The organism is Actinotalea sp. (genome assembly GCF_041597215.1).
GTDB lineage: Bacteria > Actinomycetota > Actinomycetes > Actinomycetales > Cellulomonadaceae > Actinotalea.
Window position 1 is genome coordinate 1 of record NZ_JBFHHB010000050.1, and the last position, 15,378, is coordinate 15,378.

The 15,378-nt window shown below is 72.9% G+C and carries 15 protein-coding genes; 10 read left to right on the top strand and 5 right to left on the bottom strand.

The features are described 5' to 3' along the window. Nucleotides 1-40: 40 nt before the first annotated feature. On the top strand, nt 41-601 hold the full coding sequence (locus tag ABWK99_RS05495) for an amino-acid N-acetyltransferase (RefSeq protein WP_372593708.1): 561 nt from the start codon (nt 41-43) through the stop codon (nt 599-601). A gap of 57 nt (nt 602-658) precedes the next feature. On the opposite strand, the gene ABWK99_RS05500 is transcribed toward ABWK99_RS05495, so the two are convergent. The 3 genes from ABWK99_RS05500 to ABWK99_RS05510 form a co-directional block, all read right to left on the bottom strand. After that, the gene (locus tag ABWK99_RS05500; protein WP_372593695.1) at nt 659-1,042 is read right to left on the bottom strand and encodes a cupin domain-containing protein; all 384 of its coding nucleotides are present in this window, start codon (nt 1,040-1,042) and stop codon (nt 659-661) included. A 119-nt stretch (nt 1,043-1,161) separates the two neighbouring features. After that, the gene (locus tag ABWK99_RS05505; protein WP_372593696.1) at nt 1,162-2,076 is read right to left on the bottom strand and encodes an aminoglycoside phosphotransferase family protein; all 915 of its coding nucleotides are present in this window, start codon (nt 2,074-2,076) and stop codon (nt 1,162-1,164) included. After that, a complete protein-coding gene (locus ABWK99_RS05510; protein WP_372593697.1) occupies nt 2,073-3,056 on the bottom strand; it encodes an A/G-specific adenine glycosylase in 984 nt (327 codons plus the stop codon). Before ABWK99_RS05510 ends, ABWK99_RS05505 begins: the two co-directional genes overlap by 4 nt. 88 nt (nt 3,057-3,144) lie before the next feature. On the opposite strand from ABWK99_RS05510, the gene ABWK99_RS05515 reads away from it, so the two are divergent. Next, complete coding sequence (locus ABWK99_RS05515; RefSeq protein WP_372593698.1) at nt 3,145-3,738, top strand: hypothetical protein; 594 nt, start codon at nt 3,145-3,147, stop codon at nt 3,736-3,738. Between the two features lie 10 nt (nt 3,739-3,748). Here the strand turns inward: ABWK99_RS05515 and disA are convergent, their stop codons facing one another. After that, on the bottom strand, nt 3,749-4,828 hold the full coding sequence (gene disA / locus ABWK99_RS05520; protein ID WP_372593699.1) for a DNA integrity scanning diadenylate cyclase DisA: 1,080 nt from the start codon (nt 4,826-4,828) through the stop codon (nt 3,749-3,751). A 10-nt stretch (nt 4,829-4,838) separates the two neighbouring features. Beyond that, nucleotides 4,839-6,269, bottom strand: a complete 1,431-nt coding sequence (gene radA, locus ABWK99_RS05525; protein ID WP_372593700.1) for a DNA repair protein RadA — start codon at nt 6,267-6,269, stop codon at nt 4,839-4,841. A gap of 107 nt (nt 6,270-6,376) precedes the next feature. Here radA and ABWK99_RS05530 point away from each other — a divergent pair, with 107 nt between their 5' ends. The 8 genes from ABWK99_RS05530 to chvE all read left to right on the top strand — a co-directional run bounded on the left by ABWK99_RS05530 (nt 6,377) and on the right by chvE (nt 15,332). Then, nucleotides 6,377-7,129, top strand: a complete 753-nt coding sequence (locus tag ABWK99_RS05530; protein ID WP_372593701.1) for a hypothetical protein — start codon at nt 6,377-6,379, stop codon at nt 7,127-7,129. Continuing rightward, nucleotides 7,126-7,965, top strand: a complete 840-nt coding sequence (gene proC / locus ABWK99_RS05535) for a pyrroline-5-carboxylate reductase (RefSeq protein WP_372593702.1) — start codon at nt 7,126-7,128, stop codon at nt 7,963-7,965. Before ABWK99_RS05530 ends, proC begins: the two co-directional genes overlap by 4 nt. Nucleotides 7,966-7,985: 20 nt before the next feature. Next, nucleotides 7,986-8,981 (top strand): LacI family DNA-binding transcriptional regulator, encoded by a 996-nt coding sequence (locus ABWK99_RS05540; protein ID WP_372593703.1) that lies wholly within the window; start codon nt 7,986-7,988, stop codon nt 8,979-8,981. 76 nt (nt 8,982-9,057) lie between these two features. Further along, a complete protein-coding gene (locus ABWK99_RS05545) occupies nt 9,058-10,662 on the top strand; it encodes a xylulokinase (protein WP_372593704.1) in 1,605 nt (534 codons plus the stop codon). A 50-nt stretch (nt 10,663-10,712) separates the two neighbouring features. Further along, nucleotides 10,713-11,402 carry an L-ribulose-5-phosphate 4-epimerase gene (locus tag ABWK99_RS05550; RefSeq protein ID WP_372593709.1) on the top strand — a complete coding sequence of 230 codons (690 nt, stop codon included), beginning with the start codon at nt 10,713-10,715 and terminating at the stop codon, nt 11,400-11,402. A gap of 76 nt (nt 11,403-11,478) precedes the next feature. Further along, nucleotides 11,479-12,987: an L-arabinose isomerase gene (gene araA, locus ABWK99_RS05555; protein ID WP_372593705.1), complete on the top strand. Its 1,509-nt coding sequence runs from the start codon at nt 11,479-11,481 to the stop codon at nt 12,985-12,987. Between the two features lie 275 nt (nt 12,988-13,262). Then, nucleotides 13,263-14,057 (top strand): DeoR/GlpR family DNA-binding transcription regulator, encoded by a 795-nt coding sequence (locus ABWK99_RS05560; protein ID WP_372593706.1) that lies wholly within the window; start codon nt 13,263-13,265, stop codon nt 14,055-14,057. A gap of 108 nt (nt 14,058-14,165) precedes the next feature. Then, on the top strand, nt 14,166-15,332 hold the full coding sequence (chvE, locus tag ABWK99_RS05565; RefSeq protein WP_372593707.1) for a multiple monosaccharide ABC transporter substrate-binding protein: 1,167 nt from the start codon (nt 14,166-14,168) through the stop codon (nt 15,330-15,332). Nucleotides 15,333-15,378: the final 46 nt, after the last annotated feature.

Consider the following 15,378-nt stretch of genomic DNA (forward strand, 5'->3'; position numbering starts at 1 on the left):
ACGGCCGAAGCGCTGGTGGCCGGGCCGGTACCGTGAGCGCGTGACGACCCCGCACCACGGCGCCGGCCCCACGGGTCCGCCTCAGCAGTTCACCCTGCGCCCCGCGCTCCCGCGTGACGTCCGGGAGATCCGCGACCTCGTCGCCCCCTACGCCGCGACGCGCATCCTGCTGGCCAAGGAGCTGGTGGGCTACTACGAGGCGGTCCAGGAGTTCGTGGTCGCGGTGGATGCGAGCGGGACCCTGGTCGGCTGCGGCGCCCTGCACGTGATGTGGTCGGACCTCGCCGAGGTCCGCACGCTGGCCGTGCACCCGGCGTGGCGTGGGCGCGGTGTCGGCGGGGAGCTGCTGGGCGACCTGCTCGACCGCGCGAGGAGGATGCAGCTGCGGCGGGTCTTCTGCCTGACCTTCGAGGTCCCGTTCTTCTCGGCGCACGGCTTCCGGCCGATCGCGGGGACCCCGGTCACCCAGGAGGTCTACGCCGAGCTGCTGCGCTCGCACGACGACGGCGTCGCGGAGTTCCTCGACCTCGCCCGCGTGAAGCCCAACACGCTCGGGAACACGCGCATGCTGGCCGATCTGGACGACCTGCCGACGGTCTGAGTCGTCGCGGGGCGAGCAGGCGGGACGCGGCGGTGACTGCTGCGGTTCCGGGCGGACTCAGCCGTCCGCGACCCCGACCGTCGCGCCGAGATCGATCTCCGGGAACCGTCCGGCGAAGTCGAGCACGCCGAGGTTCTCCATCACGACGACGGTCATCTCGGTCGTCGCCCAGGTCTGGTGCACCTCCCCGGCCTCCCAGAGCACGAGCATGCCGGCCTCGATCTCGTACGACTCCCCGCCGACGAGCTGGATCCGGCCGCGTCCGGAGACGACGGCGAAGACCTGTCGATGATGCGGGGCGTGCGTCCCGAGGGTGCCGCCGGCAGCGATGTGCGTGACGTTGACGTTCGAGGCGCCCATGGCGCCGGGGAGCAGGTCGAGGGTCACTCCGGAGCTGTCGGAGTCCTGGTCAGGGCTGCTCGGGATCGTGAAGGCTCGCATGCGGGCAGCATCCTGCTGCTGACCTGCGGTGTCGAGAGGGCCGACCTCATCGTGAGCCGTTTCCCCCCTCGTTCGTGAGACGCGCGCCCCTCGAGGGGTGGCGCCGCGGGCCCGGAGGCTCAGTCCTGGACGGCCTTGGCGATCGTGACGGCGCGGGTGATCCGCTCCCGGTCCGCCGGGGTGAGCGCGCGGCCCGCGTCCCTCGCGGCCTCGATCGACCACAGCGCGTGGACCGTCTCCCGGACGACGACCCAGTCCCGCGCGCGATCGGGGTCGAGCCCGAGCGCGTCGACGACGGCGTCGAGGCGTCGGCGCACGGCCCAGCGCAGGTCGGACGCGGCCACGAGCTCGTCCCACCTGTGCGAGAGGAGGGGAGCCGGTTCGAAGTGCGGGTCCCCGGAGAGCGGCTTCGGGCCGATGACGAGCCACGGCTCGCGCTCGGCGGCCAGGACGTTCTCGTGGTGGGCATCGGTATGGATCAGGGTGCCGTCGGTGGCGGGGTCCGAGGCGAGGTCGCGGCACAGCCCTGACGACTGCTCCACCAGTCGGCGCGGGAGGGGCGCCGAGCGGGGGAGGCCGGAGAGCCGGGCCGACCAGTCCGCCGCAGCCACCGAGAGGAGCGCGAGCTGCGGTGGCGCGGGGCGGTGCAGCCGGGCGAGCAGGCCGCCGACGACGGTGCACGCCTCGACGTCGTCGAGCGAGCGCAGGTCGCGCTGCTGCGCGCGCTCGAGCAGCAGGGCCCAGCGGCGCGGGTCGGCGCGCAGGAGGAGGACGGAGCCCTGACCGTGCCAGTGCTGCAGGGCGAGGTGCTCGTACCTCGACTCGTGGTGCGGCCGGCTGAGCTTGAGGGCTGCCGGGGTGCCGTCACCCGTGCTGACCGGGAGCACGAGTGCGCGGCGCCCGTGCGCAGGGGGGCCGTCGACGGTGAGCTCCCACTCCGCGAGGAGCTCCTCGACCAGGTGCGGGAGCGCGTCGAGCCAGGATGACGACTCGTCCCGGTCGGCGCTCGGTCTGGGGCCGTCGGGGACGGTCACGGGTCGGCCTCGGTGCTCGACGGGCGCGATGCGCTCGCGCCTCCGGCCGTCGACCGCACCGCCGGGAGCCGGTAGCCGACGACCCCCGCGGCGGGCGCACGCACGGCCTCGTCGGTCGCGGTCCCCGGCCCGTGCGTGGTCTCGGCGAGCCCGTCCGCGACGAGTCCCGCGAGCACTCGACGACGCTGCTCCTCGTCCGGCCAGGCGGCGGCGACGGCCTCGGCGCTCACGTCCCCGGCGGCCTCGCGCAGCAGTGCCATCACCCGTCCCCGCGCCTGCCGGTCGGTCCCGGCCCATGCCTGCCGTCGCCGCGAGGAGGAATGCGCGTCGGGCGGGGAACCGGCGGCCAGCCAGGCGCAGCGGTCCGCCAGGGGGCACTCGGCGCACCGCGGGGCACGTGCCGTGCACACGAGGGCGCCGAGCTCCATCACGCCGGCGTTCCACTCGGCGGCCTGCGCGTCGTCGTCGGGCACCACGGCCCCCGCGCGCCGCAGCTCGGCGGCGCCCAGATGCGCGGGCGGACGGGCGATGCCGTCCAGAGCGCGCGCCAGGACGCGGCGCACGTTCGTGTCCAGGACCACCGACCGGCGCCCGAACGCGAAGGCGAGCACGGCCGCCGCGGTGTAGGTGCCGACTCCCGGCAGGCCCAGGAGTGCCTCCTCGTCCGCGGGGACCGCGCCGTCGTGCTCCCGCACGAGGACGACGGCGCACTCCTGGAGCCGCAGGGCTCGCCGCGGGTACCCGAGTCCGCCCCAGGCGCGCAGCACGTCGGCAGGGCTCGCGCTCGCCAGGTCCGCGGGCAGCGGCCAGCGTTCCTGCCACGCGCGCCACCGCGGCTCGACGCGAGCCACCGGGGTCTGCTGGAGCATGACCTCGCTGACCAGCACGCCCCAGGGGCTGCACCCGGCCGCCCGCCAGGGCAGCGGGCGGCCCGCGACCGAGAACCAGTCGGTCACCGGTGGGACGAGCGGGTGCAGCACGCGTCGATGATGCCCGACGGGTGCCTGCGGCGCGTCACGGGGGCCGGAGGCGAGGCCCGTCGTAGCGTGGTCGAGGGAGGTGTCGTCGATGAGCAACGTGGTTCATCCCGTCGGTCCGCGTCCGCCCCGCGTCTACTGGGTGCGTCGGATCGTCGCCGCGATCGCCCTTCTTGCCGTGATCGCCGTCCTGTGGACACTGGTCCTGCTCGTGCTGCGGCTCGTCGGCGGTACCGACGACGGAGCGGCGGCGGCGGCGGAGCCGAGCCCGAGCGAGACGGCGGCGGCGTCCGGTCCTGCCCCCTGCCAACCGAGCGACCTCGAGATGAGCGTCACCGCGACCGCGCAGAGCTACCCGGCAGGGACGAACCCCGAGTTCACCGTCGGCGTCGTCAACGCCGGGGCGTCGAGCTGCACCTTCGACCCCTCGGGAGCCCAGCGGGAGGTGACGATCACCTCGGGGAGCGACAGGGTCTGGTCGAGTGCCGACTGCCAGGCCGAGGGCTCCGAGGACCTGCTGCTGCTCGCCACGGGGGCGAGCGCGCCGGCGACCGTCAGCTGGGATCGCTCACGATCTGCCGAGGGATGCCCCGAGGGCCTTCCCGAGCCGCGTCCGGGCACCTACCGGGCCACCGCGACCGTGCTCGGGGTGACCCTCCCCGAGGTGGTCTTCACCCTCGAGTGAGCCGCTCGGCTCAGACGTAGCGCTCCAGGATCGAGGTCTCGGCGAGACGGGAGAGCCCTTCGCGCACGGAGCGTGCGCGCTGCTCGCCGACGCCCTCGACGGTCATCAGCTCGTCCACACCGGCCGCGAGCAGCTTCTGCAGGCCGCCGAACTGGTGGACGAGTCGGTCGACGATCGTCCACGGGAGCCGGGGGACCTTCGACAGCAGCCGGAACCCGCGCGGAGCGACCGCTCCGTCGATCGAGTCGTCGTGCAGGCTCAGCCCGAGCAGTCGTGCGATGTGCGCGAGGTCGAGGAGCTCGTTCGCGTCCATCGCCGCCAGCGCCGTGTGCGTCTCGGCGAGCCGATCGGGGTGCGACATGTCGGCGTAGTCGCGGATGACGAGAAGGCGGTCCGCGCCGACCCCGCCCACCAGCTCGTCGAGCTGGAGCGACATGAGTCGCCCGTCGGTGCCGAGCTCGACGACGTAGCCGGCGATCTCCTCGGAGATCCGCCGGACCATCTCCAGCCGCTGCACGACGGCGGCGACGTCGCGCACCGTGACGAGGTCCTCGATCTCCAGCGCCGAGAGGGTCCCGCTGACCTCGTCGAGCCGCGCCTTGTAGCGCTCGAGGGTCGCCAGGGCCTGATTCGCGCGGGACTGGATGACGTCCGAGCCCTCGAGCACGTAGCGCGAGCCCCCGACGTACAGGGCGATGATCTGCATGGACTGGCTCACCGACACCACCGGGAACCCGGACTGCTTGGCCACCCGCTCGGCCGTGCGGTGGCGGGTCCCGGACTCGGTGGTGCTGATCGTCGGGTCCGGCAGGAGCTGGACCGCCGCCCGCAGGATCCGGCTCGCGGCGCGGTCGACGACGACGGCTCCGTCCATCTTCGCGAGCTCGCGCAGCCGGGTCGAGGAGAACTCGACGTCCAGGACGAAACCGCCGGAGGACATCGACTCGATGGTCTTGTCGAAGCCGAGGACGATGAGCGCCCCGGTGCGTCCGCGAAGGATCCGCTCGAGGCCGTCGCGCAGCTCGGTCCCGGGGGCGACGGCCGCGAGGGTCGTGCGGAGGAGATCGTCTGCCGATCGGTCAGGGGCCACGGCTCAGATCCTACCGTTGACCAGCGTGTTCACCCTGACGACGCGCGACCTCGACGGCCTGGGCGAGATGAGCGGCCTCGACCACCCTCATGCCGTCGGGCAGGTCCGTGCCCGCGGTGGAGCCTGCCGGGACCACGGCGCGGGTGAAGCCGAGTCTGCGGGCCTCGGCCAGACGCCTGCCGATCCCCGCGACGGCGCGGATCTCCCCGGCGAGACCGACCTCGCCGATCGCGACCAGGTCCTCGCCGACGGGGACGTCGGCCGTGGCGCTGGCGACCGCGAGGGCGATGCCGAGGTCGGAGGCGGGGGTGGCGATCCGGGCGCCGCCCACGGTGGAGACGTAGATGTCCCGGTCCCCGAGGGGCGCCCCCGCGCGGCGCTGGAGGACGGCCAGGACCATGGCGAGCCGTGAGGCGTCGACGCCGCTCGTGGTGCGCCGCGGGTTGGACAGCAGGCTCGGCACGACGAGCGCCTGGACCTCGACGGCCATCGGGCGGCGCCCCTCGAGAGTCACGGTGACGCAGGTGCCGGCCACGGGGTGGCTCGTGCGGGAGAGGAAGAGCCCGCTCGGGTCGGGCAGCTCGACGATGCCCTCCTCGGTGAGGTCGAAGCAGCCGACCTCGTCCGTCGGGCCGTAGCGGTTCTTGGTGGCGCGCACCATGCGGAGGCGGGTGTGCGCGTCGCCCTCGAACTGGCACACGACGTCGACGAGGTGCTCGAGGGTCCGCGGTCCCGCGACCGTCCCGTCCTTGGTGACGTGCCCGACCAGCAGCGCGGGGATACCGCGTTCCTTCGCCGCCGCGATCAGTGCCGCTGCGACCTCCCGGACCTGGGACACCCCTCCGGGGGCGCCGTCGACCTGCGTCGAGGCGACGGTCTGCACGGAGTCCACGACGAGCAGGGTGGGCTCCACCGCCTCGATGTGGCCGAGGACCGTGCCCAGGTCGGTCTCGGCCGCGAGCAGCAGACCGGGGGCCACGGCACCGATGCGTTCCGCGCGCAGCCGCACCTGGCCGGCGGACTCCTCCCCCGTCACGTACAGGACGCGCGCTCCGGGCTCGCGCCCGAGCCGTCCCGCGACGTCGAGCAGGAGCGTGGACTTGCCCACCCCCGGCTCTCCGGCGAGCAGCACGACCGCCCCGGGCACGAGCCCGCCGCCCAGGACCCTGTCCAGCTCGCCGACCCCTGTGGGCCGGGCCCGGGCCGAGTCGACGTCGATCTCGCCGATCGGCCGGGCCGGTGACCGCAGCGGGCTCGTCGCCGTCGTCCGGGGGCCCGCGGGGGCGGCCTCCTCGACGACGGACCCCCAGGCCTGGCACTCGCCGCACCGGCCGGCCCACTTCGCCGTGGTCCACCCGCACTCCGAGCAGGCCCACGCGGGCTTGGCCGGGCGGGCGGTCCGGGCGGTGCGGGAGCCGGTGCTCCTGGTCGTCGAGGTCACCGCCGCAGGCTAGCGGCGGCCGCCGACAGTCCCGCTCCTGGCAGCCTTCGCGGCCCGGCCAGGGGCAGGCCCTAGGCTGACCCGGACGACGGGGAGGGCGAACGGCGATGCAGCAGAGCACAGAGGAGAGCGGCCTGGTGGCGGGGAGCGCGACGGCCGGCGCGCCCGAGGAGCCGCCGACCGGTACGGGCACACCGCCCACGGGCGCCCGGCCGGCCGGTGTGCGCCCGAGGCGCGCGTCGAGGCGACGGGTCCCCGTCTGGGTGTTCATCGCCGTCGGGGTCCTGCTCGTCGGCCTGGCGGGAACCTCCGCCCTGATGATGAGCAACCGGGGTGGCGGGCCCGTGCCGGAGGCCGAGGTCGTCACGCTGCCGGTGCCCACCCCGACGATCGACCCGATCGCCCGCGCGGAAGGCTCGGCGTTCTACGAGGCTCTGCCCTCGACGGTGCTCGACTTCGTCCTGGCCGACTCGGCTGACGCGACGGAGCTCGTGACCGCCGGTGCCCTCGAGGGATACCTGCTCGAGTACACCGACGGGTCGGCGACGGTCGCCCTGCTCGCCGGGCAGTGGGAGAGCGCCGAGCAGGCGGAGACCGCCCGCGCCGCCCTGAGCGGCTCCTCGGTCGAGGATGAGGCCGGCACGGCGAGCCCCGAACCGTCGGACGGGGCGTCGTCCGACGGCACTCCCGACGCGGAGAGCGGGGACGTGACCGTCGACGGGGTCGTCGTCGGGACCTACACGATGGAGACCTCCGCCGACGGTGACGGGGTGCTGACCTGGTCGAACGACACGGTCGTCCTTCAGCTCTCCGGTCCGGCGGACGAGCTGCACGACCTCTACGCGGCCTTCCCGCTGTGAGCGCCTCGGCGACGGGCTCCCCTCGCGTCGGGATCCTCGGCGGAGGGGTGATGGGGGAGGCGATCCTGGCCGCCGTCCTGCGGGGCGGCTGGGACACCGACCAGGTCGAGGTGAGCGAGCGCTACGCGCTGCGTGCCACGGAGATCGCCGCGGAGCACGGTGTCCGCGTCGACCACACGCCGGTCCAGCTCGCCGGGCGGGTCGAGATCGTCGTCGTCGCGCTCAAGCCGCACGACGTGCCGGCCGTGCTCGACGAGATCGCACCGGCGCTGCGTCCCGGCACCCTGGTGGTGAGCGTGGCGGCCGGCCTGACCACCGCGGCGCTCGCGGCGCACCTGCCGGACGGCACCCCGGTCGTCCGGGTCATGCCGAACACCCCGGCCGTGATCGGCGAGGGCGCCGCGGCGATCTGCGCCGGCGACCGCGCGACGGAGGAGCACCTGGCCCTGGTCGAGCGGCTCCTGGCGGCCACCGGGCTCGTCGTCCGCGTCGCCGAGCCGCTCATGGACGCCGTCACCGCGATCTCCGGGTCCGGCCCCGCCTATGTCTTCTACCTCGTGGACGCGCTGGCCGAGGCGGGAGTGCTGCTCGGCCTGACCAGGGCCCAGTCGCTCGCGCTGGCGACGGCCACCTTCCGGGGGGCCGCCGGACTCCTGGAGTCCTCGGGGGAGCACCCGGTGGTGCTGCGCGAGCGGGTGTCCTCGCCGGGTGGCACGACCGTCGCCGGCGTCCGTGAGCTCGACGCGCACGGCGTGCGTGCGGGGATCCTCGCCGCGGCCGAGGCCGCCCGCGACCGCTCGCGAGAGCTCGGCGCCCCGGACACCGGGGCGCGGTGAACGCCACCAGGCCCCCGGCGATGAGTGATGTCGCCGCGCTCGCGGGGGTCTCGCACCAGACGGTCTCCCGGGTGCTCAACGACCACCCGAGCGTGCGTCCCGGGACCCGGGCGCGAGTGCTCGACGCCGTCGAGGCCCTGGGCTACCGCCGCAACTCCGCGGCACGGACCCTGGTGACCCGTCGGTCCGGCACGATCGGCGTGGTGACCTCGGGCTCCGCCCTCTTCGGCCCCATCAGCACGCTCCTCGCCATCGAGCGAGCGGCGCGGGACGGCGGGCTGTTCGTCTCGGTGGTCACCGTGCGGCAGTGGGACGCGGCCGAGGTGCGCACGGCCCTCGACCACTTCATGGACCAGGGCGTCGACGGCGCCGTCGTCATCGCCAACCAGGACGACGCCCTCGACGCGGTCCGCACCTGGGACGCGCGGATCCCCGTGGTGGTCGTGGGATCCCAGGACGTGCCGTCCGGCCGCCTCCGGGCGGTCGCGGTCGACCAGTACGCCGGGGCCTGTACCGCCGTGTGGCACCTCCTCGATCTCGGGCACCGCTCGATCGCCCACCTCACCGGGCCGATGGACTGGATCGACGCCCGGGAGCGCCTGCGCGGCTGGCGGGACGAGCTCGAGTGGGCAGGCCGCGCCGTGCCGGCCCCGATCGACGGCGACTGGACGGCCGAGCGGGGGTTCCGGGTGGGCCTGGCGCTCGCGGACGGGGAGCTGCCGACGGCGGTCTTCGCGGCGAACGACCAGCTCGCGCTCGGACTGCTGCACGCCTTCGCGCAGCGCGGGGTGCGGGTCCCGCAGGACGTGTCCGTCGTGGGCTTCGACGCCGTCGACGGCTCCGACCACTTCGTGCCGCCGCTGACCACGGTCCACCAGGACTTCGAGGGGCTGGGGCAGCGCTGCCTCGCGGTGCTGCGCACGGCGATCGACGGAGAGGCCGCCTCCGCCGAGACGATCGTCCCGCGGCTGATCGTGCGGGCGAGCACGGCGGCTCCCCGCACCCCGGAGGCTTGACAGCATGAATGTGAGCGCTAACATCTAGAGCGAGCCCGGCCCGGGCCACGCCGCGACGACGCGAGACGGAGCTGAGATGACGACGGACGACCGTCTCGCCATCGCCCGAGAGACCATCACCGCCGGCCGGGCGGTGCTCGGGATCGAGCTCGGTTCCACCCGCATCAAGGCCAGCCTCATCGACCCGCACGGGACGCCCCTGGCGAGCGGGAGCCACGGCTGGGAGAACCGGTTCGTCGACCGCGTGTGGACCTACTCGCTCGCGGAGGTCGAGCAGGGTCTGCAGTCCTGCGTCTCCGCGCTCCTGGCGGAGGTCGAGGAGCGCTACGGCGTTCGGCCGGCGAGCTTCGGCGCGATCGGCGTCTCGGCGATGATGCACGGCTACCTCGCGCTGGACGCCGACGGGGAGCTCCTGGTGCCCTTCCGGACCTGGCGCAACACGAGCACGGGTCCGGCGGCGGCCGAGCTCAGCACGCTGTTCGGCCACAACATCCCGCTGCGGTGGTCGATCGCGCACCTCGACCAGGCCGTCCTCGACGACGAGCCGCATGTCGAGCGGATCGCGCACCTGACCACCCTGTCCGGCTACGTGCACTGGCGGCTCACCGGCCGCCGCGTGCTCGGGGTGGGCGACGCCTCCGGCATGTTCCCGATCGACCCCGCCACCCACGACTACGACGCCGAGCTGCTCCGCCGCTTCGACGAGCTGATGGCGACGCGTCGGCCGGGCCTGCGGCTCTCCGAGCTGCTCCCCGAGGTCCTGGTCGCGGGCACGGAGGCCGGGCGTCTGACGGCGGACGGCGCCGCATGGCTGGACCCCTCGGGGACCGTGCAGCCGGGGATCCCCCTGTGCCCCCCGGAGGGTGACGCCGGGACCGGGATGGTCGCGACCAACGCCGTCGCGCCGCGCACCGGCAACGTCTCGGTCGGCACGAGCATCTTCGCGATGGTGGTGCTGGAGCGGCCGCTCTCGGGCGTGCACCACGAGCTCGACCTCGTCACGACCCCTGCCGGAGACCTGGTCGCGATGGTGCACTGCAACAACGGTGCGAGCGAGCTCGGCGCCTGGGCCGGCGTCTTCGGCGAGTTCGCCGCGGCGCTGGGCAGGCCGGCCGATCCGGACGAGGTCTTCGGTGCGCTGCTGCGCTCCGCGCTGGACGGCGAGGCCGACGGCGGCGGCCTGCTCTCCTACAACCACCTCTCGGGGGAGCCGATCGCGGGTCTCGACGAGGGGCGTCCGCTCGTCGTCCGCACCCCGGACAGCCGGCTGACCCTTGCCAACTTCATCAGGACCCAGGTGTACGGCGCCTTCGGCACGCTGAGCCTCGGCATGCAGGTCCTCGCCGGCGAGGGGGTCGAGATCGATGCCCTCTTCGCGCACGGCGGCCTGTTCCGCACGGCCGGTGTGGCGCAGCGGCTGCTCGCCGCCGCCGTCGGAGCACCCGTGGGGGTGGCGCGCACGGCGAGCGAGGGCGGGCCGTGGGGGATGGCCGTCCTGGCCGCCTACCTCGGCGCTGCCGCCGAGCAGGACCTCGGCACGTTCCTCGCGCAGGAGATCTTCGGCGACGCCGCGGCGGACGTCGTCGACCCCGACCCCCAGGACGTCCAGGGATACGGCGTCTACCTCGAGCGGTACCGGGCGGGCCTGGCGGTCGAACGCGCCGCCGCCCAGGCGCTCTAGGCACCGACCAGCGCGATCAGCCGGACGACGAAGGAGGAACGACCGTGAGCATCCCGAGAACGCTCGCCGACTACCCGGCGGAGGTGCAGCACGAGGTCGCCGACCTGCGCGCGGAGGTGTGCGCGCTGCACGCCGAGCTCCCGCGGTGGGGGCTGGTCGTCTGGACGGCGGGCAACGTCTCGCAGCGGCTGAGGAGCGCCGACCTCATGGTGATCAAGCCGTCGGGTCTCAGCTACGACGACCTCACCCCTGAGTCGATGGTCGTGTGCGACCTGGACGGCACCGTCGTGGACGGTGCGCACTCGCCGTCGTCCGACACCTCGACCCATGCCTACGTCTACCGGAACATGCCGGAGGTCCACGGCGTCGTGCACACGCACTCGACGTACGCGACGGCCTGGGCGGCCCGCGCGGAGCCGATCCCCTGCGTGCTGACGATGATGGGCGACGAGTTCGGCGGCGACGTGCCGATCGGCCCCTTCGCGCTCATCGGCGACGACTCGATCGGCAAGGGGGTGGTGGACACCCTGCGCGGCTCGCGCAGCCCCGCCGTCCTCATGCGCAACCACGGCCCGTTCACCATCGGGCCCTCGGCGCGCAAGGCGGTGGCCGCCGCCGTCATGGTCGAGGAGGTCGCCAAGGCTGTGCACCTCGCGAGCCAGCTCGGCGAGCCGACGCGGATCCCCCAGGCCGATGTCGACCGGCTGTACGAGCGCTACCAGAACGTCTACGGGCAGTGACCCGCGGGCTCCTCGCCCACCTCACCCCGCAGCATCCCCGCATCCCCCGCACGAGTGCCGTGACGAAGGAGTCAGCATGACCAAGCCGTACGCCGACCGTGAGGTCTGGTTCCTCACCGGGAGCCAGACCCTCTACGGCGAGGAGACGCTGCGTCAGGTCGCCGAGCAGTCCCAGCAGGTGGCGCGCGCCCTCGACGAGTCGCCGGACGTCCCGGTGCGCATCGTCTGGAAGCCCGTGCTCAAGGACCCCGAGGCGATCCGTCGAGCGATGATCGACGCCTCCTCCGACGACCGGGTGCTGGGCGTCATCACCTGGATGCACACGTTCAGCCCGTCGAAGATGTGGATCGCCGGCCTCAACCAGCTGCGCAAGCCGTTGCTGCATCTGCACACGCAGGCGAACATCGCGCTGCCGTGGGACACCATCGACTTCGACTTCATGAACCTCAACCAGGCCGCGCACGGCGACCGCGAGCACGGGTACATCCAGAGCCGGATGGGCATCGCCCGGACGACGGTCGTCGGCCACGTGAGCAACCCGGCCGTCACCTCGCGCGTGGGCACCTGGGTGCGCGGCGCTGCCGGCTGGGCCGCGACCCACGAGCTGCGGCTGGTCCGCTTCGGCGACAACATGCGCTACGTCGCGGTCACCGAGGGGGACAAGACCGAGGCCGAGATCCGCTTCGGCGTCTCGGTCAACACCTGGGGCGTGAACGAGCTCGCCGAGGCGGTCGACTCCGCGCAGGGGCCGCAGGTCGACGCGCTGGTCGCCGAGTACGAGGACCTGTACGACGTCGTCCCGGAGCTGCGTCGAGGGGGAGAGCGGCACGAGTCGCTGCGCTACGTCGCCCAGCAGGAGATCGCCCTGGAGGGCTTCCTGACCGATCGGGGTGCCACGGCGTTCACCACGACCTTCGAGGACCTCGGGGCGCTGCGTCAGCTCCCCGGGCTCGCCGTGCAGCGGCTCATGGCCAAGGGGTACGGCTTCGGGCCCGAGGGCGACTGGAAGACGGCCGTCCTGGTCCGCGCGGCCAAGGTCATGGGCCAGGGCCTGCCGGGCGGAGCCTCGATCATGGAGGACTACACCTACGACATGACCCCCGGTCAGGAGCTGGTCCTCGGTGCGCACATGCTCGAGGTCTGCCCCTCGCTGACCACCTCCCGACCCAGCGTGGAGATCCACCCGCTGGGCATCGGCGGCAAGGAGGACCCGGTGCGGATGGTCTTCTCGACCGATCCGGGCCCGGGGGTGGTCGTGGCGCTCTCCGACATGCGCGACCGCTTCCGCCTGACGGCCAACGTCGTCGACGTGGTCCCGCCCGCCGCCGAGCTCCCGCACCTCCCGGTCGCGCGGGCGGTCTGGAAGCCGCGTCCCGACTTCGCGACCTCTGCCGAGTCCTGGCTGACGGCGGGTGCTGCGCACCACACGGTGCTGACGACGCAGGTCGGGGTCGCGGCGTTCGAGATCTTCTCCGAGATCGCCCGGACCGAGCTCCTGGTGATCGACGAGAGCACGACGCGCTCCTCGTTCCGCGACCAGGTGCGCTGGAACAACACCTACTACCGCATGGCGCAGGGGCTCTGAGCCCACCCGGCTCCGAGCGCCGTTCGTCGAGGTCGCACCCGTGAGAGGGGTGCCGACCTTTCGGAGTCCGTTGGAAAAGACCGAGTTCGCGACCTCTCACGTACGGCTCGTACCCGCCGTACGTGACGTCCGTGCGAGCGTTTTCGCAGGTGAGAGAGGGATCCCGGGACAATCGTCCCTGGGTCTCGAGGCGTCAACGAGTCGTTACGGTTTCGCAATCAAAAGTTGCGTTCAAGAGGTTGAACCAAGCCCCGCACGTCCGCAACAGTAGGGACGTGCTCAACGAAGAGGTCGAGGTGCTCCCCGTGACGGTTCGTCGCGAGCGCATGCTCCAGGTGATCGCCGAACGCGAGTTCGTGCGCGTCGCCGACCTCGCCGGCCTGTTCGGCACCTCCGAGGTGACGGTCCGGACGGACCTCGCGGTCCTGGAGGCCGAGCACGGCGTCCGCCGGGTGCGCGGCGGGGCGCTCGCCCCGTCCTTCGTCGAGACGAGCTTCGAGGTCGCCTCCGGCCACCTCGCAGAGGAGAAGGCCCGGCTCGGGGAGCGCGCCGCGGCGATGGTCACCCCCGGGATGAGCGTCCTGCTCGACGTCGGGACGACGACCACGGCGATCGCCCGGGCCCTGGTGGCGCGGACCGAGCTCGAGGGCGTCACCGTCGTCACCAACGGGCTCATGGTCGCGCTCGAGCTCGAGAAGGCCCTCGGGCGGATCACCGTCGTCGTCCTCGGCGGGACCCTTCGCCGGCTCCAGCACTCGCTCGTCGACCCCTGGGCCTCGTTCGTCCTGGGCAGGTTGCACGCCGACCTCGCCTTCCTCGGCTGCAACGGGGTCGACGTGGACGGCGGGGTCACCAACCTCAACCTGCCGGAGGCGGAGATCAAGGCGCGGATGATCGCCGCGGCCGAGCGGGCGGTCGTCGTCGCCGACGGCTCCAAGCTCGGCCAGGTCCACCTGGCGAAGGTCGCCGGGATCGAGGAGATCTCCACCGTCCTCACCGGACCGTCCGCCCCGGCGGCGGAGGTCGAGCGGTTGCGCAGCAGCGGCGTCGACGTCGTGCAGGTCGAGTAGCACCCCACACTTCCTGACCGGATCCGAGCACCACGGTCAGGAGCCCGGGCCGGTCAGGAACACCCCGACGGCCCCCATCAGGAAGATGAAGTTTCTCGAGGAGGAGAAATGGTTCTCAAGAAGTTCGTCGCGCTCGCGGCGGGCCTGACCCTGGCACTGAGCCTCGCCGCCTGCGGCGGGAGCGGTGCAGGGTCGACCGACACCGACACCGGCACGGACACCACCGACGGCGGCACCACTGCCGAGGGAGGCCTGATCGGCGTCGCCATGCCGACGCAGACGTCGTCCCGATGGATCGCCGACGGCAACGCGGTGAAGGAGGGCCTCGAGGCAGCCGGCTACGAGGTCGACCTCCAGTTCGCCAACGACGACATCCCCACCCAGCAGCAGCAGGTCGACCAGATGATCACCAAGGGCGCCAAGGCCCTGATCATCGCGGCGATCGACGGCACGACGCTCTCCGGCCAGCTCGACGCAGCGAAGGCAGCCGGCATCCCCGTCGTCGCCTACGACCGACTGATCCGTGACTCCGAGAACGTCGACTTCTACGTCACGTTCGACAACTTCAAGGTCGGCGTGCAGCAGGCCACCTCGCTGCTCGTCGGGCTGGGCGTCATGAACGCCGACGGCTCCGAGGGCTCGGCCACCGGTCCGTTCAACGTCGAGCTGTTCGCCGGCTCGCTGGACGACAACAACGCCTTCTTCTTCTTCAACGGCGCCATGTCGATCCTGCAGCCGAAGATCGACGACGGCACCCTGGTCATCAAGTCCGGCCAGACCACCATCGAGCAGGTCAACATCCTGCGGTGGCAGCAGGAGACGGCGCAGAAGCGCATGGAGGACCTGCTCACCCAGGCCTACAACGACGGCTCCAAGGTCCAGGGCGTGCTCTCCCCGTACGACGGCCTGTCCCGCGGCATCCTGACCGCGCTCGGCAACGCCGGCTACGGCCCGACCATCGCCGACGGCATGCCGATCGTCACCGGTCAGGACGCGGAGATCGAGTCCGTCAAGCTCATCAACGACGACGTGCAGTTCGCGTCGATCTTCAAGGACACCCGCAAGCTCGCTGCCCAGGCCATCGTCGTGGCCCAGGCGTACCTCATGGGTGCCGAGCCCGAGGCGAACGACACCGAGACCTACGACAACGGCGTGAAGGTCGTCCCGTCGTACCTGCTCGAGTCGGACATCGTCTACAAGGACACGATCACCTCGCTCCTCGTGGACTCCGGCTACTGGACGGCTGACGAGGTCGCCAGCGGCCTCGCCGGTTGATCTGATCCATCGCGCCGGTCCGGAGGGGGTCAGCCCCCTCCGGACC

Excerpts from the sequence above, each read along its gene's own strand:
- ABWK99_RS05500 (WP_372593695.1), bottom strand. The coding sequence starts at position 1,042 with ATGCGAGCCTTCACGATCCCGAGCAGCCCTGACCAGGACTCCGACAGC.
- ABWK99_RS05515 (WP_372593698.1), top strand. The coding sequence starts at position 3,145 with ATGAGCAACGTGGTTCATCCCGTCGGTCCGCGTCCGCCCCGCGTCTAC.
- ABWK99_RS05530 (WP_372593701.1), top strand. The coding sequence starts at position 6,377 with ATGCAGCAGAGCACAGAGGAGAGCGGCCTGGTGGCGGGGAGCGCGACG.
- ABWK99_RS05540 (WP_372593703.1), top strand. The coding sequence starts at position 7,986 with ATGAGTGATGTCGCCGCGCTCGCGGGGGTCTCGCACCAGACGGTCTCC.
- ABWK99_RS05545 (WP_372593704.1), top strand. The coding sequence starts at position 9,058 with ATGACGACGGACGACCGTCTCGCCATCGCCCGAGAGACCATCACCGCC.
- araA (WP_372593705.1), top strand. The coding sequence starts at position 11,479 with ATGACCAAGCCGTACGCCGACCGTGAGGTCTGGTTCCTCACCGGGAGC.
- chvE (WP_372593707.1), top strand. The coding sequence starts at position 14,166 with ATGGTTCTCAAGAAGTTCGTCGCGCTCGCGGCGGGCCTGACCCTGGCA.